This window comes from Pseudomonas sp. HPB0071, from assembly GCF_000478505.2.
GTDB lineage: Bacteria > Pseudomonadota > Gammaproteobacteria > Pseudomonadales > Pseudomonadaceae > Chryseomonas > Chryseomonas luteola.
The window spans coordinates 212857-232278 of the sequence record NZ_KI517370.1; the positions used below are offsets into that span (position 1 = coordinate 212857).

22 protein-coding genes are annotated in these 19422 nt (G+C 55.3%); 5 read left to right on the top strand and 17 right to left on the bottom strand.

Annotation, left to right across the window (positions count from 1 at the left end; translation table 11 throughout):
* Nucleotides 1-97: 97 nt before the first annotated feature.
* The 3 genes from HMPREF1487_RS25345 to HMPREF1487_RS25355 all read right to left on the bottom strand — a co-directional run bounded on the left by HMPREF1487_RS25345 (nucleotide 98) and on the right by HMPREF1487_RS25355 (nucleotide 1556).
* Nucleotides 98-274: a hypothetical protein gene (locus tag HMPREF1487_RS25345; protein ID WP_010799652.1), complete on the bottom strand. Its 177-nt coding sequence runs from the start codon at nucleotides 272-274 to the stop codon at nucleotides 98-100.
* 356 nt (nucleotides 275-630) lie between these two features.
* Nucleotides 631-801, bottom strand: coding sequence for a hypothetical protein (locus HMPREF1487_RS27580; protein ID WP_010799654.1), 171 nt, complete (start codon nucleotides 799-801; stop codon nucleotides 631-633).
* A gap of 26 nt (nucleotides 802-827) precedes the next feature.
* Nucleotides 828-1556, bottom strand: a complete 729-nt coding sequence (locus HMPREF1487_RS25355) for a hypothetical protein (protein WP_010799655.1) — start codon at nucleotides 1554-1556, stop codon at nucleotides 828-830.
* Between the two features lie 22 nt (nucleotides 1557-1578).
* Here HMPREF1487_RS25355 and HMPREF1487_RS27585 point away from each other — a divergent pair, with 22 nt between their 5' ends.
* Nucleotides 1579-1896, top strand: coding sequence for a hypothetical protein (locus tag HMPREF1487_RS27585; RefSeq protein ID WP_146766015.1), 318 nt, complete (start codon nucleotides 1579-1581; stop codon nucleotides 1894-1896).
* A 413-nt stretch (nucleotides 1897-2309) separates the two neighbouring features.
* Here the strand turns inward: HMPREF1487_RS27585 and HMPREF1487_RS25370 are convergent, their stop codons facing one another.
* The 4 genes from HMPREF1487_RS25370 to HMPREF1487_RS25385 all read right to left on the bottom strand — a co-directional run bounded on the left by HMPREF1487_RS25370 (nucleotide 2310) and on the right by HMPREF1487_RS25385 (nucleotide 4372).
* Nucleotides 2310-2516, bottom strand: coding sequence for a hypothetical protein (locus tag HMPREF1487_RS25370; protein WP_010799658.1), 207 nt, complete (start codon nucleotides 2514-2516; stop codon nucleotides 2310-2312).
* A 244-nt stretch (nucleotides 2517-2760) separates the two neighbouring features.
* On the bottom strand, nucleotides 2761-3162 hold the full coding sequence (locus HMPREF1487_RS25375) for a hypothetical protein (protein ID WP_010799660.1): 402 nt from the start codon (nucleotides 3160-3162) through the stop codon (nucleotides 2761-2763).
* Between the two features lie 499 nt (nucleotides 3163-3661).
* Entirely contained in the window at nucleotides 3662-4090 is a 429-nt protein-coding gene (locus HMPREF1487_RS25380; protein WP_010799662.1) for a hypothetical protein, read from the bottom strand.
* Between the two features lie 84 nt (nucleotides 4091-4174).
* The gene (locus tag HMPREF1487_RS25385) at nucleotides 4175-4372 is read right to left on the bottom strand and encodes a hypothetical protein (RefSeq protein WP_010799663.1); all 198 of its coding nucleotides are present in this window, start codon (nucleotides 4370-4372) and stop codon (nucleotides 4175-4177) included.
* A gap of 587 nt (nucleotides 4373-4959) precedes the next feature.
* On the opposite strand from HMPREF1487_RS25385, the gene HMPREF1487_RS25390 reads away from it, so the two are divergent.
* Together HMPREF1487_RS25390 and HMPREF1487_RS25395 are read left to right on the top strand one after the other, a co-directional pair.
* On the top strand, nucleotides 4960-6813 hold the full coding sequence (locus tag HMPREF1487_RS25390; RefSeq protein WP_010799664.1) for a DEAD/DEAH box helicase: 1854 nt from the start codon (nucleotides 4960-4962) through the stop codon (nucleotides 6811-6813).
* Nucleotides 6810-7238, top strand: coding sequence for a hypothetical protein (locus HMPREF1487_RS25395; RefSeq protein WP_010799665.1), 429 nt, complete (start codon nucleotides 6810-6812; stop codon nucleotides 7236-7238). Before HMPREF1487_RS25390 ends, HMPREF1487_RS25395 begins: the two co-directional genes overlap by 4 nt.
* A 30-nt stretch (nucleotides 7239-7268) precedes the next feature.
* On the opposite strand, the gene HMPREF1487_RS25400 is transcribed toward HMPREF1487_RS25395, so the two are convergent.
* The 8 genes from HMPREF1487_RS25400 to HMPREF1487_RS25435 all read right to left on the bottom strand — a co-directional run bounded on the left by HMPREF1487_RS25400 (nucleotide 7269) and on the right by HMPREF1487_RS25435 (nucleotide 14487).
* Nucleotides 7269-7670, bottom strand: a complete 402-nt coding sequence (locus tag HMPREF1487_RS25400) for an antitoxin Xre-like helix-turn-helix domain-containing protein (protein ID WP_010799666.1) — start codon at nucleotides 7668-7670, stop codon at nucleotides 7269-7271.
* Between the two features lie 89 nt (nucleotides 7671-7759).
* Nucleotides 7760-9451, bottom strand: coding sequence for a TnsD family Tn7-like transposition protein (locus tag HMPREF1487_RS27105; protein WP_084213941.1), 1692 nt, complete (start codon nucleotides 9449-9451; stop codon nucleotides 7760-7762).
* 306 nt (nucleotides 9452-9757) lie between these two features.
* Nucleotides 9758-10573 carry a helix-turn-helix domain-containing protein gene (locus HMPREF1487_RS25415; RefSeq protein ID WP_010799668.1) on the bottom strand — a complete coding sequence of 272 codons (816 nt, stop codon included), beginning with the start codon at nucleotides 10571-10573 and terminating at the stop codon, nucleotides 9758-9760.
* Between the two features lie 312 nt (nucleotides 10574-10885).
* Complete coding sequence (locus HMPREF1487_RS28625; RefSeq protein ID WP_371106409.1) at nucleotides 10886-11017, bottom strand: hypothetical protein; 132 nt, start codon at nucleotides 11015-11017, stop codon at nucleotides 10886-10888.
* A gap of 115 nt (nucleotides 11018-11132) precedes the next feature.
* Nucleotides 11133-11468, bottom strand: a complete 336-nt coding sequence (locus tag HMPREF1487_RS25420; protein WP_010799669.1) for a GrlR family regulatory protein — start codon at nucleotides 11466-11468, stop codon at nucleotides 11133-11135.
* 193 nt (nucleotides 11469-11661) lie between these two features.
* Entirely contained in the window at nucleotides 11662-12114 is a 453-nt protein-coding gene (locus HMPREF1487_RS25425) for a chromate resistance protein ChrB domain-containing protein (protein ID WP_010799670.1), read from the bottom strand.
* A gap of 68 nt (nucleotides 12115-12182) precedes the next feature.
* Nucleotides 12183-13553 carry a chromate efflux transporter gene (chrA, locus tag HMPREF1487_RS25430; RefSeq protein WP_010799671.1) on the bottom strand — a complete coding sequence of 457 codons (1371 nt, stop codon included), beginning with the start codon at nucleotides 13551-13553 and terminating at the stop codon, nucleotides 12183-12185.
* Complete coding sequence (locus HMPREF1487_RS25435) at nucleotides 13546-14487, bottom strand: chromate resistance protein ChrB domain-containing protein (protein ID WP_010799672.1); 942 nt, start codon at nucleotides 14485-14487, stop codon at nucleotides 13546-13548. The genes chrA and HMPREF1487_RS25435 overlap by 8 nt, the downstream gene beginning before the upstream one ends.
* 190 nt (nucleotides 14488-14677) lie before the next feature.
* Between HMPREF1487_RS25435 and HMPREF1487_RS25440 the strand changes: the two genes are divergently transcribed.
* Both HMPREF1487_RS25440 and HMPREF1487_RS25445 read left to right on the top strand, forming a co-directional pair.
* Nucleotides 14678-15982, top strand: a complete 1305-nt coding sequence (locus HMPREF1487_RS25440) for an MFS transporter (RefSeq protein ID WP_010799673.1) — start codon at nucleotides 14678-14680, stop codon at nucleotides 15980-15982.
* Between the two features lie 43 nt (nucleotides 15983-16025).
* Complete coding sequence (locus tag HMPREF1487_RS25445) at nucleotides 16026-16997, top strand: zinc ABC transporter substrate-binding protein (protein WP_010799674.1); 972 nt, start codon at nucleotides 16026-16028, stop codon at nucleotides 16995-16997.
* Between the two features lie 2 nt (nucleotides 16998-16999).
* On the opposite strand, the gene HMPREF1487_RS25450 is transcribed toward HMPREF1487_RS25445, so the two are convergent.
* Both HMPREF1487_RS25450 and HMPREF1487_RS25455 read right to left on the bottom strand, forming a co-directional pair.
* The gene (locus tag HMPREF1487_RS25450; protein ID WP_010799675.1) at nucleotides 17000-18442 is read right to left on the bottom strand and encodes a sensor histidine kinase; all 1443 of its coding nucleotides are present in this window, start codon (nucleotides 18440-18442) and stop codon (nucleotides 17000-17002) included.
* Between the two features lie 292 nt (nucleotides 18443-18734).
* A complete protein-coding gene (locus tag HMPREF1487_RS25455) occupies nucleotides 18735-19412 on the bottom strand; it encodes a hypothetical protein (RefSeq protein WP_010799677.1) in 678 nt (225 codons plus the stop codon).
* Between the last annotated feature and the right edge of the window lie 10 nt (nucleotides 19413-19422).

Consider the following 19422-nt stretch of genomic DNA (forward strand, 5'->3'; position numbering starts at 1 on the left):
CCTTGGTAATGCCAAAGCCCGCGACTAAGCGGGCTGGTGAGTGCAGCGACATTTCCTTGATCAGTTCGCTTGGTAGGGAGAGGCTTGGGTTGGGAGTTCACTGCCCTTCTTCAAGGCATGCACGGAAGGCCTGAGCTTTCTTCTTGGCCTTGTCCAGGTTCTCAGCGGGGATCAGGTAAACCTCGCACTCCGAGTAGTCCGGGTCGTTCCGGCTGCCGTCACCGCTCCAGACGCCTGCGGGGAAGCGTCCAACCGTCCAGATTCTCGTTTTCATGAGTTTTCCTCAACGTTTTGCGACTGGCTCAGCCTGCGGTCGAATGCATCTGAAATGGGAACTTCAATTGGCCCATTTCCGCATCTAGCAGATCGACCGCTTTGCAGAAGTCCACATCCCCAACTGCGTCGATATCCGCGTCTCGGCTCCGGTCGTACAACGTGACGGTGTGGTCCCCAACGGTGAAAGCCCCGATTCTGTCCGAAGGACACTCATCAAGAACTCTTTGTAACCGCTTAACCCAAGCAGCTTCTTCCTTTGACATTGTGGTCATGGCGCCGTGCTTTCCCTTAACTTTGGTAAATTTCGGTCGTGGCTTGCTTGATCTCGCGAAGAACCTCACGGCCAACAGCACGCTAACGAAGGCTCTTGGCATTGAAGCCACGAGGGAGGCGGTTCTTTCCACCCAGATCGCTCAGTCGAAGCGCCCAGGCGTCCTTCCAGCACAATCCGGCCTGTCGCTCAGCTAGATGCTTTCTGAGCTTGTCGAAGAATTCGGTTTTCCCCTTTGCAATTTGTTTTTCCATGTCGTTTTCCTACATCAAAGGCTGTGTCAGCCGAACGTGAATTCCTGGGCTCGCCGGACCGATTCACCGTTCAGCTGCTCTGCTTCTGCCGAACTGAGGACATTTAATTCTCGGGGCTTCCTAGAGCCTATCAATGCAAATCGAGGGCTTATAACCATCAACAGGCAGTCGCCATAGCAGTCTGCGGAAATGAGAGCTGTACTGTCCGACCGCATCAAATTCCAGATAATGCCCTCGTAGTTTTTTTGGTTACCAGGGTCCGATAAATCCTGACGAAGATGCACTGAAGTGATGAACCGACCGGCGATGTTTCCGTCTTTGCGTATCGGAACTTTCCGGTGGGCCTCAAGCAATTCCTCAAAATCGACAGGTAGCTCACTGCCTATGCCAGGTGGAAAAATTGCTTGCTCTGGGACCGGGTTTTTAGCGAAGTGATAGCGCAGAGTCCAGAGAAGGTGGTACTGAGAAACAGCATCGTGCTTGACTACCGTCCCTCGACTCTCGATGCGCTTAACCTCCCTATCAAACTGTTCTTCGATGGGGTGGCTGATATCTGCCTCAGCTTCTTGCGACCAAGCGCGTCGGCTGAGAAAAATTTCGTCATCTGCTTCGTGGTAGGAAACAGCGCCGTCAGCCTTGTTCGTAACCTTGATGCCTTGCGGGCCATCGAATCTCTTCAAGATGGCCTTCATGTGAAAATGCTGCTTGACCGTCAACCGTTGAGGATTCGTTGGTGATGTAGGTTCGTAAGACATACAGTTTTCCGTGGATTCAGTTATGTTTGCCGAAGCCAGTCAGTTTCATGCCCGGCTGCTGCCTCGGGCCTTGGTGATGGCTTCAACGGCTATACGGCGCGCGTTCACGCGTCGTTCCAGCTTCATGCCCACGGCAGATAAAACAAATCCTGCTGTCAAAGCCACGAGAGACCAAACCGACATAGCCGTATCACTAGAGGCAAACATGACGATGGCCATCATGTACAAGACTCCGCACAACATTGCGGCCAGCCCAACAGCGACCATTGCAAGGCATACTTTTTCGCCCTTGCTCAACCGCTTCGAAATCATCGCCATGTGCACTTTCCTAACTCTTTGAATAGTTGATTGAGCGCGTCACCAGCTGGGCAACGGACGCTCTCTTCTTTGCGGCCCTCAACTCACAAGCTGCCCATATTGTGAATGCCACGCCAAGCCCAAAACCCGGCACCAAAAAAAGACAAAACTCACTGCGTAGATCAGGGCCTGAATATGGATGAGCCCAGATGGCTACAGCAGATGTTGCTGAGCTAATCAAGCAAACCAAACCGCATATCAGCATGATCAGATTCGAACGGTGTGTAGTGCGCTCCAGCTCGTTCACAGCAGTCATTCCCCTAGTTGTCTTGAGCGCGAAAATCAGCGCCCTTTTGCTGGCACTGCCCAGCTCGATGGCTGGGCTTGGCGTGTACCTGGTGCGATTTTTTCTATAACTCTGTAAGTGCGGTTGGGTCTGTGTGCAGCGATCTTTTCCTATTTGCCAGAGCTCTGACGCTTAGCTATTTCTAGATCGCGTTCACACTCAGCAACTGCGTCGCGTAACGACTGCTGATGCTCCTCGCGACGACGCTCCTGAGCGCCGCTTCCTTCCCCACGCTCTGCGTCGCGCTCCAATTCGCTCAGATACGCAGCTCTCGCCGCAGCCAGCGCCGCCGTTGCTTGTTCAACAGCTTGACTCATCGGGTATCTCCTATGTGGGGCGCGAAAACCTCCCCTGCTTCAAACGCTTGGATGGCAGAGTGACCGAGATTCAGCAAAGAATCTGCGAGTCATCCCTCTGAAGTTCGGTCATGCATAAAACTTCCAGCACAGGCTCGCTGATGTGTTTTTGGTCCCAGCCTTGAAAGCAGTTAGTTACGATTTCATCTACAGCCTGCATCGTTCTACCTCACTGAGGTTGGTTAAATGGGGTGTAAGCGACTCTTCATGAGAAAGCTTTGCCGAACTTCGAGGCAATCCATCTGGGAAAAGGTCGCTCAGCGAATAGCACTGCCATGAACTCTGGAAGCACGCCCAGCATCCCTAGCCTAAATTTCATCTCGCCAGCTTTGATGAACGGTAGGAACAAAAGAAACAATCCAATAATCCCTATACAAGCAACAGCCTCTCGGCTTGCATCTGGGCCAAAATGAGCCGCGAACAAGACAGCAGCTATAAATAGAATAATCCCAGCCACTACCCCATAGCGGATAACTTTCGATTGGAAAGTGAAGCTGGTTAGCGCAAGAAACTGACACCATGCAGGGATAGTGGTGCTTCCCATCCCGACAGAGCGTTCCTCATGTATTTCTTGTAAAGCTGCAACTAAATCCTTTTCTGTTTTCATCCGCTATGCTCTCCTGTTCTTCTTGAACATCTAGAAATACCCCCGGCGCATACAACTACGCGAAGCACGCGCAAGACGTACAGCCCTCGCCGGGGATTTGTTATAACGGCCTGCTCGCGACGTTGAGGTCCGCTGGAGAGGCATCGTAGCCGTTGTACTCACTACAATAGCTATGTATTGCTGGTAGGCAGAAAGCCGAGCTTCATGGTCCCGTGGGGTGGCACGGTCACAGCTTGCACTCATGAACCCAGCAAGAAAGCGGTGAGCTCGCTCACGCCACAGGCTTTGCTCTTGCCCGTCGACACAGGCTTGCCAGTCATTCACCAATCTGAGCATGTCTGCGGTTAGCGCGCGGAATTCAGCGACCTTCATGAGCGTTGTCCTCGAACTATTCAGCCAGTGGTCTGAACACGAAATCCCGGCTGCATGCGTGACACGTCACGCCGTATGTCACGACAGGGGAGTGAATAAACATGCCCTGCGTGTTGATTAGCGGCCATTACGCTGCGCGGTGAGTGGCTACGGCGCCGCACAGGGGACATTCTAGGTTTATGCTGTCTGCATCTACCGGGATTGCCTGGGCAATTTCCTTGAGTGAATCTGCCCCGTAAATCCCGAAATCCACTGGTCGTTCCGCCTCGATCTCGTCAGAGTCGCAAGGCCCGGTGAGCCACATCGCTTGACGTGACGCCCTGGTCTTGAATGGCCAGTCCGGGGCATTAGCCCATTCAGCGATGACAACCGCCTCTTGAGTTGCTTTGGCGGTCGCCGGTTCCGAAAAAGTCACGCCTTCGCCGTAGCGGGGAACATTCCGAGCTTCCTCGGCGGTTTCGAACAACTGGCGACAAACCCAGCCGCCGATATCTTCGCTGATACCAAAAAGTTGTTTGCCGTCCGCAAACTGGACTGTGAAGACGTTGTGTGCCATCTGGCTTCCTTTTGATCTTCGCGGACGCGAAAACCGCGCCCTGGTTGCAAATGGCCCAATAAAGGGCCGGTGGTGTGCAGCGATCTATTCCTCGGTCACAGTCGAGACGGTCTGGATCAGACGCAACTTGCTCTGAATGTTCAGAGCCATGACTTGGAGGTCTTGCGCATGCAGACCAAGCAGACCGTTATCGGCACCGACCATCTTACTTAGGGTATCGACTAAGGCGTCAGCTTCGGTTTTGCCTTTGGCCAGCTGGGTGCTCGGAACATAGTTTGACACAGAGCCCCGCAGAATCCGCTGGGTTCAGCGCAGGGGGCACCGCCCGCAAACGAAACATAGTTTGACACAGCCAAGCACACTGGCGGAAAAGCCCACTCGCTTTTCGGATTAAAGTTTGACACAACCAGTGACCAGCCTATCAGCGGTCAGCCCATTAATCCTCAAGGTCGTCCGCCCCATCTCCACATGACCTGGGCGGGCTGTACGTCGGAAAGGTAAAGCGTGCTAGGAGGCCCCTTCGCTGAGCCAGATGCAGGTCACACTGCGTGCCGGCATGTTCAGCATATCGTCATGGCACGCATTTCATCCTATCCATGAAAGGTCCAAATGTTCATTGGTACGGTGCTGTGAACCGCATTCACAGGAAAATCAGGTCCCAAAGCGTGATATCACTGGGCTACAATCAGCCACAGCACTCACGCTAAGTCATCACGAACGCCTGATGATGCCTGGCCCGAAATATGGATATTTCAATGCCCCCGTCTGCTGCACCTCGAACAATTCCAACTCTTTCCTCCCCGTCGCCGAGCAATAGCCCAGCGCGCGGGCACCTTGGCGCGCGCCGCCGATAGGAACCTCGACTGTCTATGAATTACTTCACCGAAACGGCAGCTAACATCCTCGGCAATAAAAAGCTGCGCAGCCCGCAAATCGAGGCCTACATCAAAGCGCTGGAGCATTTCGAAAACTCCAATGAGGATGCCCTGATCGTTCTGCCAACCGGCACAGGTAAAAGTGGACTGATCTCCATCGTGCCGTTTGGCCTGGCAAAGGGTCGCGTGTTGATCATCACACCGGGCTTGGTTACGAAGCAGAGCATCCGCAAGACCCAGGATCTGCTGGAGGACAACTTCTGGATCAATTTCGATGTGATTTTCAGTGCTGGGGATCTGCCAGTCACATGTGAATTCACGTCGGAAACACATCAGGCCAGCCTGGAACAGGCTCACTTCGTCTACTCGAACATCCAGCAGGTGTACAACGAGCGCGGGCAATCGCTAGTAAAGCGGGTGCCCCCTGACTTCTTCGACCTGATCATCATCGACGAAGGGCACCATGCGCCGGCGGGCAGTTGGCAAAAGACCTTGGCCCATTTCTCCAAGGCCAAGAAGATTTTCGTGACGGGCACCCCATTCCGCGGCGACAACCAGGAAGTGCCAGGAAAGCTGATTCACAAGACCCCGCTTTCTGAGGTGATGCGTGATCAATACGTGAAGTGGCTGAGGAAAGAGACCGTCAGCGCTCACGAGCTCTACTTCACGATCGCTGAGCAGCCAGGTACCCGGCTCTCCAAGGAACAAGTCCTGGAATACAAGGACCTGGAATGGGTAGAGCGTAGCGTCGCCTTGTCTCCGGAATGCTCGATGGACGTTATCGACCTGAGCATTCAGAAGCTAGATGAGCTTCGGAAAACCTCTCCAAAGGTGCCGCATAAGATTCTTGCTGTTGGCTGCAGCATCACCCATGCCGAAGACCTGCGCACCTGGTATCAGTCCAAAAACCTGAGAGTGGCTGTTGTGCACAGCTACATGGATCAGGCCGATGTCGCTGCAGCGTTTCGGGTAATCGACAACCATCAATGCGATGTCGTCATCTCCGTGAACATGTTGATGGAAGGCTACGACCATCGGTACCTCACTGTCCTTGCGCTTTTCCGGCCCTACCGAAGCGAAAACGCCTTTGCGCAGATCGTCGGCAGGGTCCTGCGAGCGATTCCGGAAGAGGAAATCACGGCCTTTGAGATCGATAACAACGCCGTGGTGATCTATCACAAGGAAACCGGTCTGGACGTGATGTGGACGGCCTTCCAGACTGAGGTTGATCGGGCAAAGCATCAGCGAACCCGCGACTACACCATTACGGATGAGGACTACACCCGCAAAGAGCAGGAGCTGGGTGGTGTTTCCACATCCGAAGCGTTCGTGAGTGATCAGGACTCCTACCTTGCAGACCTGGACTTCAACAAGATTTTTTCCGAGAAAAGGGCTGAGGTCGAATCCATCGCGACCCAAAAGGTCCAAGCGCTTACTGGTCTCGAGGGCTATGACGCGGATGTTTTAGCGCAGCTCAAGAACGTGTTTCTCAACGCCGAGACGAAAAAAGCGGCTCAGATCATAGACCCCAACCTTGTAGAAAAGCGGCCAGAGATCGCCCGCAAGCAACTGCGCGAGCTCCTGACGAAGAAGGCTCAAGACGAGGTCGCGACCTTGCTTAGCGACATGCAGATCCCAGAAAAAGCTTCTACCCTTTATCCGATTTTTAAAAACCACCTGCCGATGGTGAAAGCCAATACACCTAATGACGGTATACTGGTGAGCTTTATTAACACCAAGCTGGCGAAGAAATTCGGTAGGGTTGCTGACCGTGACAATGGCTTGCTGACCAAGTCAATTGAGGACGTGGAAGTGATCATCGACGATCTGAGGAGAATACTGAAATGAGTCTTGAATCCATCAAAATGCTGGTTGATGAGCTCTCGACTCTCCACGTAACCCGTGGCGTTCAGCCCAGCGAGCTCATCGACAATCTATTCGAGGAGGACTACGTCGAGTCCTCGGCTCGCAAAACCTCTCAGGGCCTGGTGTTCGAGCTGATCTTCCAAGAGGCAGATGAAGACGGATCGTCCAGCAAGGTCACCATGCGCTACACCTACGACCTCAACCGTCATCTGGTGCTTGTGGAGCAGAAGGTGGCGGCCAAGCGTTTTGCCATTCAGTGGGATCGCACCCGCGCCGTTCAAGAACGGTTGGCAAAACTTGAAGCGCTGCTCTCTAACCGGCTGCCACAGGAGAGCGTCGCCGCGATCCTATCGACCATGCCGCAAGACTACCTTGCAATCGCTCCTCGCCTGCAGTTGGTAGCCTAACCCTCGCCTTCTCCTCACTGCGGCTGATCGTCAAGCAGCGATGATTTCGCCGCAGTGAATCTGCTCAATACGCCGGTACGTCTCGTACAAAGAGATTAGGTCTCCTTGGGCCATGATCTCCAGAGGCGTGCGCCCCTCAAAGAATGGATTGGCATTCTTGAACCCTGGAAAGCCCTTCACGTTATCCTGGTTGCTGAATACAGCTCTCAAGAATCCGTGGATACCTATCACCAGGCCAATCCGCTGCTGCTGATCCAAATCGAGTCTTTGCCCACATTCCAGACCCCGTGCAGCGCGGCGATACGTCGATAGAGAGATCCGTAGGATGCTGCAGGCCTGTGCCGGTGTTGCTCGCCAGGCGTCGATGATCCGAAGCGCGACCTTCAAACCGACCGAACACTGCTCGCCGCTGAGGCGCTGTCCGTTGATCATGATTTCGACTCCTACGCTTTTATTGAGCTTACCGCTGAGCAAGCGGGCGATCAAAGCTGCTGCTGACCTTGTACCGCAGTCGATCACTCCTAATCATTCGCATTTTCCAAAAATCCGCTTGCTGGTCTACTGCGGTAGTAAGCGTTTCCACCGAGAACAACGTTGAAGCCGGGAGGTCCCTGCCAATCTCGTGGTACGCCGGTTGATCTGAGTAGGGCTTCCGGATCTACGCCATTTTTTGCGAAGCCCTCCAAATCCCATTCGAAGAAGCTCACTAAGACATGAAATACCGGGTTTGCTACGCTAGAAACCACGTGGAGGCTGCCAGTGTTAATCGGAAGGTTAAGTCTAACCATATCGTCAACAGCACATATCAATCTCCTCAATCGGAAGTGCCAGACCGATTCTAAGAGGAGATCAACCTGCTCTATAGCTAGGGGAAATTTGTGCTTACGGGTCGCGCAATGCCTCGGCAGATTGATCGGTAGGAGATTCTGTAAATTGGTAATGTTGACTCGCTTCTGCCCTCTCGAAATCCGATACATCTCCTCAGCCCCCTTAATCAAGATGGCAGCAAACTCTTTGTCACGAGGGTCCGTGGCGCTTTCAACCTCAACAGGCGCGGGCTTTGGCTTGCTGAGCTTCGCCATCAGCCAAGATTTGTCATTCTCGTAAAGCCACCGTGTCGCTTTATAGGCATTCAGCCAGAGATACTCCAAGCTAACGGCCGCACGAACCGCCAGGAGAGTTTCAATTTTCTGACGGAACTGGGCCTCTTTGCCCACCAGTGGTTTACTCTGCAGCCCGCGCAGCCTAGCACCTGCAATACTCTGAAGTACGCTTTCTTTCTTCAAGGCACTTTCAAACGCATCAACACTGCCGAACAAGTGCAGCGCGATAATCATATGCCGCGCAAGGGGCATATCCATCTGTCCATTGTGGGAAGTAAACCTTATCCATTGCTCATGCTTTCCCGCGGCGTAGGCGCTGCACATCTGCGACAATGCTTGATCGCCATATGTATCACGAATGCTGTCGAACAGTTTTGCTGTTCCAGCAAACCTTCCGTGTATGAAGCCCCGTTTTTTGCATTGTCGTAAATAGCTGGAACACAAAGCATCACTACTCATCGGCGGTAAATTGCGCTGTAGCAATTCGTGTGCGAATTTGGCAAATTTCTTTTCAAGCTGAGTACCCTGACTCACCGGCGCAGGAGTGAGCGTGCTCCAACCGCATACACACGGCTCAGAAAGGCTCGGTAGCATCCGATTCTTTCTGAAGAATGGGTGAGAGCATCTCGGGCATGCTTGCATCAACAGGTCACCGTGACGCCAACAGACGGACACACCAGGCAAGTGATGCGAGCGATGCCAGTACGCATAACCCAATTCGAGAAGGTCCTGCTGAACGCAGGTTGGACAGAGTTTTGCCTTGCAGTGGACCGTCCCCTCCCTGCGGGGAATTCGGGCTACTCCAGTGAAGCTGTAACCTGTCGAAAGCCCTTCCGCCCCTTCACTGATCCCCAGAAATGGTCTGTAAGCGGGAAAGGTAGTGTTGGCACAGATCAGCTCGTCAAGATTGCTTGCTGTGACACCTGGAAGCCTGGCAGCAAGCACCTCAATCTTCTTCGGGAGCATACCGACGTTGAAGGGATTCGAGCCAAACAGATCGCGAAAGGTCTCCCCTACGGTTCTGTTACCTGAAAGGAAGTGGTAGCGCGTGATACGAGAGTGCAGCATCTCGTCCGGCATCGACATAGGGAAAAATATTAGATCAGACATCAGTTACCGACTTACAAGGTAGGGCTCGGAAAGGACGCACATCCAGTGATCGGCATACTTGTAACACACGAAATCCTGTATCGGGGTCAGGACTTTTGAAAATTTACACAAAGCACGACGTCAATTAGCCCTAAAACTTTGACACATTTGCAAGCTATATCCAGGTCAGTATCTACCCAATACAAGTCACGTATACATCAGTAACTACGGGGGGTACACGTGAATCCACCACCCCAAGATACCCTCACACCTTTTCGCAAAAGTACGCCTGTAGAAACGTACAAATAGGGCCCGGATGCATCACGCTCAATTTCCAGCTGGTTTGACGAATGCGAGGGTACTGGCCACGTCGACTGGCGATGGCCGCTGGCGTGCGGAACCACTTCGGGGGGCTGGTTTTTCTTCCTCCAATGCCGACCAACGTGTACCAAAGCCGCGTACCAGATATCGGTTGGTGCGATCGAACTCATGTTCGCTATGGAATTCTCCCGGACGGAACGAAATCAGCCGCATGTCATAGAGTCGCGTGACCGCATCGGCGATATGGTGCCTTGGTACACCAGTGCAAGCCGACAGGCGATCGTAGCTGATGGTTGCGATACCTCGGCGGTCCCTGTACGCCAGTATGGCGATGAAGATCTTGATGGCGTGGAACGAGAGCTGAGTGAAGTTGAACTCGCTTAGCAGCAACATGCGTCCGTGATTACCGTCGTAGAGCCACAACTTCGGAATTTTTCCCCATCCGTAGGCATCGTTCCAGTTCTCAATACGAATCAGCGAGCCGCTCTTAAGGGCGCCCGTTTCGCGCTTGATCAAACCTGCTATTTCTAGCCGGTTAAGAGACCGCGCTACCACCGCCCTAGACATCACACCAAGCTTACACAGCTCTGTGTAGGTGACCTTGGCCATTCCGGTGGAGAAGTCCGCGCGGCAGCACAACACCAGGTAGAGCCTGAGTGCCGCCAGGCTCTCGTTACGCAGCTGCGGGTGGTCTGCTTCCGGCGGCCATGCAGGCAGAAAAGCGTTACTGATCGCCTTCGTCGAGCGACTACGGAAGGCTACGAGGCCTTCTTCGTGAATCCACCGGATTGGCATCTTGGCCCATTCACTCTTAGCCACCATCACACCTTCCCCCATGCAAGCCAGACGACGAAGAACGCCAGCGAAAGGCTAAGCATTACGCAACACAACGCAAGGTTAACTGGGTTGGAAGAGAGAGCCTTCTCCAAAAAACTAATGAGGCTTTTCACCTTTGCAAGCTCCGATAACTAATCAGGCCCTAACAGTGAAGAACCAGCGAAGCTTTATCTAGATGGAGGCAAACTCAATTTCCCTTCACAGCCCAAGAATTCCGCGGCTTACACGGAAATTTTATAGTTCATTTGAGAGCGGCTTCTAGGCGGCTAAAAGCGATGATTGGAGCCCATTTGCGGGTCAGCCTCCTCCTCCTGAATCACGGCTGAGCCACGACTCGAAGGTGCGAGCGCCGCATTCAGCTTTCCAGTACTTGAGCCGTTTGTGTTTGCCGTCTTTGGTTTCGACGACCTCCCCGTTGTGAGGGTTCACATAAACTCAATGCGCGAGGCTTGCGCTCTGCTTTGATCCGAGGCTCGTCGATAGGGTGAGTATTCGCTGCTTTAGGGATTCGCTAGACATGCGGTGCCGTAGCACCGCATCTTGATCATACCGCTGGCTGAATCTTGCGACCACGTAACTCAATGGTGAGTTGCGGAGCATTCTCAACAGCTCCGCGCAGCTCGATGGTCCCGTTTTCGTAATTGACCCGACCTTTGGCCAACAACGTATAATTATCGATTCCGACGACATTCACATTACCATCGCGGTATTTACGCACGGTGAATTTGGATTCGAAATCACCGGAGGCTTTAGGGACTTCCCCTTGATAGAGGTAATGAGGATCGCCTCCGTTCACCGCGCCATCCTTCACAACCACCAGCCCATCACCGTAATCACCGGTGCTCGCGCGAAACTCCACATGAAAAATCCCGCTAGCCATACTGAATAACCTCAGCTGATTTGGAAATTGAAGCGTAGTCCATGCACTTCAAAACTGCGGGAAAACAATTGTGACTTCTTGATAAATCAATGCCGACAATTGAGTAGCGCCAATTACCCGCCATGGTTCCACCCAAGTCAGAAATGCCAGTACGTCGTCAGATAGCATTTCCATTGTCCAACACGCCGAGTGCTCACATCTGCGGTGGCCAGTTGTGCGCTTCACCCTGGCCGTCACGGCACCATGCGAAGAGGGCGTCGTACATCACCAGGCCCTGCTTCAGCATTTCATGGTCATCCGAATAGCAGCGAGACAGACCCAACGAAATGGCGTAGAGCCCCGCCGATTGGAGCGTCAGATCCAGCCTGGATGTGTCCGCGCCACGGACGATTTCGGCTAGCTTGGCCAGAGCGGGATCCTCGAGCTGGTACTTCTTGAGGAAGGCGTCGAAGCTGCACAGCGGCCCTACATGACTCAGCTCTACCCCTGGAATGTCATAGGGGGTGGCCCCTTCGTCTCTTGCCACGCGCAAGACCTCGCTGCTGGGGACGTAGCGGAAAATCGGGGCTGGATCGATGAAGCGCTGGATCAGCCAAGGACAGGCGATCCGATCGATCTTTGGACGTTCACGCGTTACCCATTTCATCGGACACCTCCCGCCGGCAGGCGATGGGTCATGAAACACCGGCCGATGATGTCGGCCGGCAGTTGGTTTCAAACACGCAACATATGGACTGCCAGACCGGCTAGGGCACAAGCGAATAGAACTTGAATGACACCCCGCTTGAAGCGGAATAGGGCAATTGCTGCAGCAATCGCTATCATCGCTGAAGGCCAGTCAAACGCCCCGCTGAAACCCTTCGGCCAAAGCACGTGGTAGCCGAAGAACATGGCGAGGTTCAGGATCACCCCCACCACAGCCGCAGTGATGCCTGTCAGCGGTGCGGTGAATTTCATCTCGTTGTGAGTCGACTCCACCACCGGGCCACCGGCCAGGATGAAGATGAAGGAGGGCAGGAAGGTGAACCAGGTGACGAGGCTCGCCGCGACTGCACCGGCAAGGAACGGGTGCTCCGCCCCGAACATCGGATGCACGTATCCACCGATGAATCCGACGAAGGCAACCACCATTATCAGTGGCCCTGGCGTCGTTTCTCCCAAGGCGAGGCCATCGATCATCTGGGTTGGGGTCAGCCAGCCGTAATGCCCAACCGCTCCTTGATAAACATAGGGCAGCACAGCGTAGGCACCGCCGAAGGTCATCAGGGCGGCCTTGGTGAAGAACCAGCCCATCTGCGTCAGGGTGCTGTCCCAACCAAACGACAGCGTCAGCAGCCCCATAGGCAGGACCCAGAGCCCAGCGCCGATCAGCAGCAGGCGTACTAGGTGACCCCATCTGAAACGTGCATGTTCAGTGGTTGGAGTGTCATCGTCTATCAGGGCAGGGCCATAACTGTTTTTCGCCGCACCATGACCGCCACCGATCACAAATTTGCTTGGGGCGAAGCGGCCACCCAAATAGCCAATAATGGCGGCCACCAGCACGATTAACGGGAACGGCACGTTGAGGGCGAAGATTGCCACGAACGAGGCGCCGGCCATAGCCCACAGCCAGCCATTCTTCAGGGCTCGCGAGCCAATCCGGTGGGCTGCGTGGACGACAATGGCCGTGACCGCTGGTTTGATGCCATAAAAGATCCCCGCGACTACCGGTACCTCGCCAAAGGCGACATAGACCCAGGACAAACCGATCAGGATGAACAGTGAAGGCAGCACGAACAATGCGCCGGCAATTACCCCGCCCCAGCTGCGGTGCATGAGCCAACCGATATATGTGGCGAGCTGCTGAGCCTCCGGGCCGGGTAGCAACATGCAGTAGTTCAGCGCGTGTAGAAACCGTTTCTCGCTGATCCACCGCCTACGCTCGACCAGCTCCTGGTGCATGATCGAGATCTGTCCGGCAGGCCCGCCAAAGCTGATGAAGCCTAACTTGAGCCAGAACAGGAAGGCTTCATAGAGACCGATCGGCTGCTGAGTCGCTTGCGATGGAGGCTGTTCACTTACTGCGGAGGTGGTATCAACCATTTTGGGCTTCCTCGCTTGCGAAAGCAGTCAGCAGGCCATCGAAGATGCCTCCTGCGACCATTGTCAGTTGATCGTCATCGCCAATGCTCTCTCTCAAGCCGGCGAGGACACGCTCGATACCGGGTGCTTCGGAAGGTTGTACGCCTCCCACATCCAGGTAGTGGATGACGCCTGCCAGGCGTGCCAGGCCTGGCTGCTGAACGGCAAAGCTCTCGATGAGGTTTTCGAAGGAAACCCGCTGGCCAACGTGGCTGAATCGGGCCCCATCAAAATCAAAGCCGAGCGCATCGCTTGGGCAGTCGCTGGGACTGTCCAACCAAATGAATTGGGCATCGGCATCAATGAAGCGACGGATCAGCCAGGCACAGGCCAACCGGTCTACCCATGGGCGTTTTCGCGTTGCCCATCGGCGACCTTGGTATTCGCTACGCTCCAGCTGGTTGATGACTTCTTCGTGCGCACTCGGCTCATCGGAAGACAGTGCGCGGCTAATCGCAGTCTCAAGCTCCTGCAGGGCCGCGTCGGCTTGGGTCTTGAGCACACCTGGGAAGAAATCGATCGCCGCCAACTGGCCGAAGGCCTTCCTGAGCTTGCGCACCTGCCGGGCTGTCAGCAGCGCATTATCCGGGGATAGGTCAGTTCGGCAGCCTGCAATTTCTTCCATCAGCTTGGCGTATTCATCGCTTCTGTCGAATAGCCCGCTGAAGCGCTCCTCGCGTTCTGGCAGCGACAGCAGAAATGCCGTGCCGTTGATGGCCAGCACATCTCGCTCCACGGCTTCGAACGTTTCGCGGCCCGCGCTTTGTTCCGGCAGCAAGTACACACCATCGCGTAGCACGGCAGCGCCAGAGGCCTTCAGGGTTCTCCAGGCGCGCATTCGTTCGGTGGCGTTTGCTGTCGGCAGCCCCAAAATCAGTAGCGACCAATTAATCATGTAGAAAACTCAACATAAAATGTATCGTTTTCTACATTAAACCAGTTTCGGCAAAATGCAATGGGTGTTCATCGAGCCCGTCGAGCCGTATGGAATCGCGTTGACCACATCCCCCTGGGGGGGATACGCTGTTATGGATCTGATGAAGTCCAGGCGACAGAGATCGCCTTCAGCCGTGCACAGAGGTGCCATGCTATCTGTCTTGAAAAACCGCACTTACAGGCACCTGTTTCTTGCTCAGGTGATTGCCTTGATCGGCACCGGCCTGGCGACCGTGGCGCTTGGCCTTCTGGCCTATGACCTAGCCGGTGCGCAGGCCGGCGCCGTCCTGGGTACTGCGCTCGCAATCAAGATGGTGGCCTACATTGGCGTGGCGCCGATTGCCGGTGCGTTTGCTGAACACCTGCCCAGAAAAGCCATGCTGGTCACCCTCGATCTGGTCAGGGCAGCCGTGGCGCTGTTGCTCCCGTTTGTCACCGAGATCTGGCAGGTTTACGTGCTAATTTTCGTGCTGCAGTCTGCATCTGCCGCGTTTACGCCAACGTTCCAGGCCACCATTCCTGACATCCTTCCTGACGAGCGTGAGTACACCCGGGCGCTATCACTTTCGCGCTTGGCTTATGACTTGGAGAGCGTTATCAGCCCGATGCTCGCGGCAGCCCTGTTGACCGTGGTCAGCTTCCACAGTCTGTTCGGTGGCACCGTCGTGGGCTTTCTCGTGTCAGCGGCCATGGTGGGTTCAACGGTATTGCCGGTGGCCGTTCGCGGGCCCAAGCGGAGCATTTACGAGCGCACGACCAAGGGCCTGCGGATCTTCCTGCATACCCCGCGCCTGCGCGGTCTTCTGGCCTTGAATCTCGCGATTGCTGCAGCCAGCGCGATGGTGATTGTGAATACGGTCGTGCTCGTTCAAGCGAAGCTTGAGCTGGATCAGAGGGCGATGGCCATGGCATTGATGGCCTTTGGTGGCGGCTCAATGGTGGTAGCGCTTGTACTTCCGCGACTTCTGGAACACTTGGACGATCGCAAGGCTATGCTGGCTGGCGGAGCGATCCTAGTGGTTGGCCTGCTGGTCGGGGCCTTTGTCACCAGCTACTCGGCCCTGATTGTCTTGTGGGTGGTGCTGGGCGCTGGCTACTCCCTGGCTCAGACACCATCAGGGCGGATTCTGCGACGGTCTTCCTCTCCCCAAGATCGCCCTGCGCTGTTCGCTGCTCAGTTCGCGTTGTCCCATGCCTGTTGGCTGATCACCTATCCACTTGCCGGATGGCTGGGAGCCAGCGTCAACCTCACCGCTGCGTTCGTTGGTCTAGGCCTTCTGGCAGGGGGCGCCTGGATACTGAGCAAATGGATTTGGCGCCCTGAGTATGATCGCGAGGTTGTGGCGCATCATCACGACGATCTTTCCCAAGACCACCCCCATGTGGCGGATGGTAAATCCCATGCTCACCCGTTTGTGATCGATGACGAACATCGAAAATGGCCTCGCATCTAGCACACCGTTCGTCGCACCTCAGCATTGTCCAAGTGGAACACTCATGAAAACCCATCACACCGTATCGATGATCAGCGCTTCTTGCATTCTGGCCATAACCAGCGCTACCGCCTCTGCCGAAGTTAAAGTTGTTACCAGCATCAAGCCACTCCAGCTCATCGCCGCTGAGGTTCAGGACGGTGTAGGTGAGGCTGAGGTCCTTGTGCCCGCTGGTTCGTCAGCGCATAGCTTCACGCTCAAGCCTTCGACAGTTCGAGACATTCAAGCTGCAGATATCGTGTACTGGATTGGCCCGGATCTCGAAACCTATCTCGCCAAAAGTCTCAACACCCGTAGCGGAAAGACAGTGGCCATTCAGAACCTGCCAGGTCTGCACTTACGTCACTTCGGTGAAGAACATGAGCATGCTGAACATGGTCACGACGAAACACTGAGTAAGGCCCCTGCGGGCGACGATCATGATGATCAACATCGCCCCGGTTCTATTGACGCCCACCTTTGGCTTCGCCCGAGTAACGCGCTGGTGATCGCCAAGCAGATGGCAGCGGATCTGTCTGCAGCTGACCCTCAGAACGCCGCTCGCTACCAAGCGAACGTCGAGGCGTTTGGTGCCCGATTGGGCAAACAGGATCAGGAGCTCAAGGCCCGCCTGCAGCCGCTTGCGGCCAAACCTTTCTTCGTCTTCCACCAGACCTTCGACTACTTCGAGGAAGCGTACGGCCTCAACCACACAGGCGTCCTGGCGATCGGTGGCGAGGTGAGACCAGGCGCGCGACATGTCGCAGAGATGCGGGCCAAGCTTGAGGCTGCGGGGCCAAGCTGCCTCTTCAGCGAGCCTCCCGTTCGACCTAAGTTGAGTGACACGCTGGCGGCGGGACTTCCGGTGCGCTTTGCTGAACTCGATGCGTTGGGTTACGGCGTCGCTGCCAACGCTGGGGGCTACGGACAGCTGATTTCACGCGTAGGGGATGAGCTGGCGAAATGTCTGGAGAGCCTGGACACGCCAAGAATGTAATCCTAGCTGGCCAGCTGCAGCGTTAGCTCAACGCGGGTGCCTTCGTCCTGCTTGCTGTGAATGCCCACGGTGCCGCCAAAGCGTTCCATGATTCGCTTCACCATAACGAGTCCTACTCCCAGGCCACCTTGTTTCGTTGTGGTGAAGGGTTGGAATAGCCGCTTGCGCTGGGTATCAGACATGCCATTACCAGTGTCAGTGACGATGAGTACTAGCTTCCGACCAGATTCCGCTCGGGCTAACTCAATGCTGAGCTTTCCGCCCTTTGGCATCGCCTCCAGCGCGTTGGAAACCAGACTGTTCAGCACCTGAAGAAGAAGGACCCGTTGGCTCACTACCGGTTGGGCTGTCTCTGGAAGGGCCAACTCGACGTCGACCTGGCAAGCTCTGATTTGGGGCTGGTAGGCGGCTAACGTTTCATGAATAGCGGCGATGGGATCGACAGGCTCGGCTGCGGCTGCTGCGGGGCTAGAGGTGGCAAGGAGATCGCGCACCCACGAGGCCATTCGATCCACTTGGAAGATGATGTCGCTGACGTTGCGATGGACATGGGGAGGCGCAAGCTCCTGAACCAGCTCAGCGCTGGAGCGAATACTTGCCAGCGGGTTACGTAAGCTATGAGCCACCGCAGCGGACATCTCGCCCATGGCAACAAAGGCCTCGTTTTGCATAATCTGCTTTTGCTGAGCCGCCAGAATCGCAGAGGCGCGGCGCACAATCCGATACAAGGCCAAATAAATCAGTGCTCCCCCGACGGAGGTGGCGAGCCACATCAGGATGTAGCCTCGCTGGGTTCTGGCAACCAGATCTGAAGGTTCTTTGTAGATCTCGATCATCGCCACTGCATTGCCCGACGCGTTGAGCATCGGAATATAGTTTTCGATGAAAAAGCCCTTGGGCGGGCGTGGGAACTTCTGCTCTTCGCGTTCTGGTACTACGTCATGGTAGGTCGCGAACACGCGACTTTTCGTAGCGAATGATTCGTTGAGCTGATCGTCCTGGTCCACCTTGGTACCCATCAGGGCTGGATTACTTGACCAGATCACCACGTTATCAGGGGCGTAGATGGTCACCAGCAAGGTATCCGGCTGCCGGGCGATGTTCTCAATGTGCTCAAGAAACTCCCGACGTGCTACCTGACGCCTCGATCGGGTTACGTTGGAGTACACCAGATCCGCACGAGGATCGAGCATCTCGCCCGTTTGATGCTGTGGCAGATGGTGGGTGCCAGCTTCGGTCGAAGCCAGGGATTGGATGAACTGAGCTGTGAGTGCCGCATCCCGCTGGATGCTTTCATTCACCACGAATCGCGATGCAACGAATCCGAGTCCCAACGCGACGAAGGTGATGATCAGGACACTGACCAGTGAAAACCAGCGCAGCAGGTCGTATTGCACGATGCCGTCGGTGTCTCCCTTAATCCCCAGCCACTCCCTGAAACGCATGCCCTCGACCCCTTTATGGTCAACTGGTGCATATCGCTTTATAGACCATGGAAAGCCTGATTGGCGGCCTAAGGTCTCATATCAAGCGAGGTAGAGCCGTCCTTGGCTCACTTCCTTCAGTCGTGGGAATGCCCGTGCCCAGCACTTTCATTATTAGCGGCAGGCTCTTCGCTGCAGGCGCCAAGCAGGCTGAGCAGACTTACGAGAAAAACGGTGCGCAAGAGTTTGGTCGTCATAGTCGGTTTTCCATTTGAATTTGAGTGGTGCCCGCTTCTGGCGAGCACCATGGTTTTCACTTCTTAACGGCCAGATAGTCGCCGGCAGTGTTCAGTACGATGGTGACATTGCCCGAAGTGCGGTTACGCCAGAACCAGCCATGCGTGCCATCGAAAAGCGCGGTCAGCTCGCCCTTGTCACCTTTCACCTGGCGCCCCTTGCTGTAACTGTGGAAGTCACCTTGGGCAGCGTCATAGGTCTCGCCGTGGGTGTCATGGTTGACCGGCCCTGAGGCGCTCCACTCATATGTCACAACGCTTCCTTTGCGCATTTCGAGTTTGATCTCTCGGCCTTCACCCGGCTTAAGGGTCAGACTGACCTGATCCGATTTCGCAGCCGGGGCCGCTGGCTTTTCTGGTTTCGCGATCGCTACTTGTTGCACTGGTGCCGGCACGCTGGCTGGTGGCGGTGCAGGGACGGCTGCCGGGGCAGGTGCCGAGACGGAGACAACAGGGGCAGAGTTCTTGGCTGCCGCCTCGTCCGCCAGCGCTTCCTGGGCCAAAGAGATTTTGATTTCGCCCATTTGCGTCAGGCCCATCGCCCGTCCGAGGCCAGTGGGATCGACCGCGTATTCAGAAGGCATGACAACGGTAACCAGCAAACCCATGGCCACTGCGAAGGCAATTGCCGTGGAGCGGACGAGTTGACGGCTGCTCGGCAGTTCACTTGCCGAAGGAAGTGGGGAATTGAACATATGAAGCTCC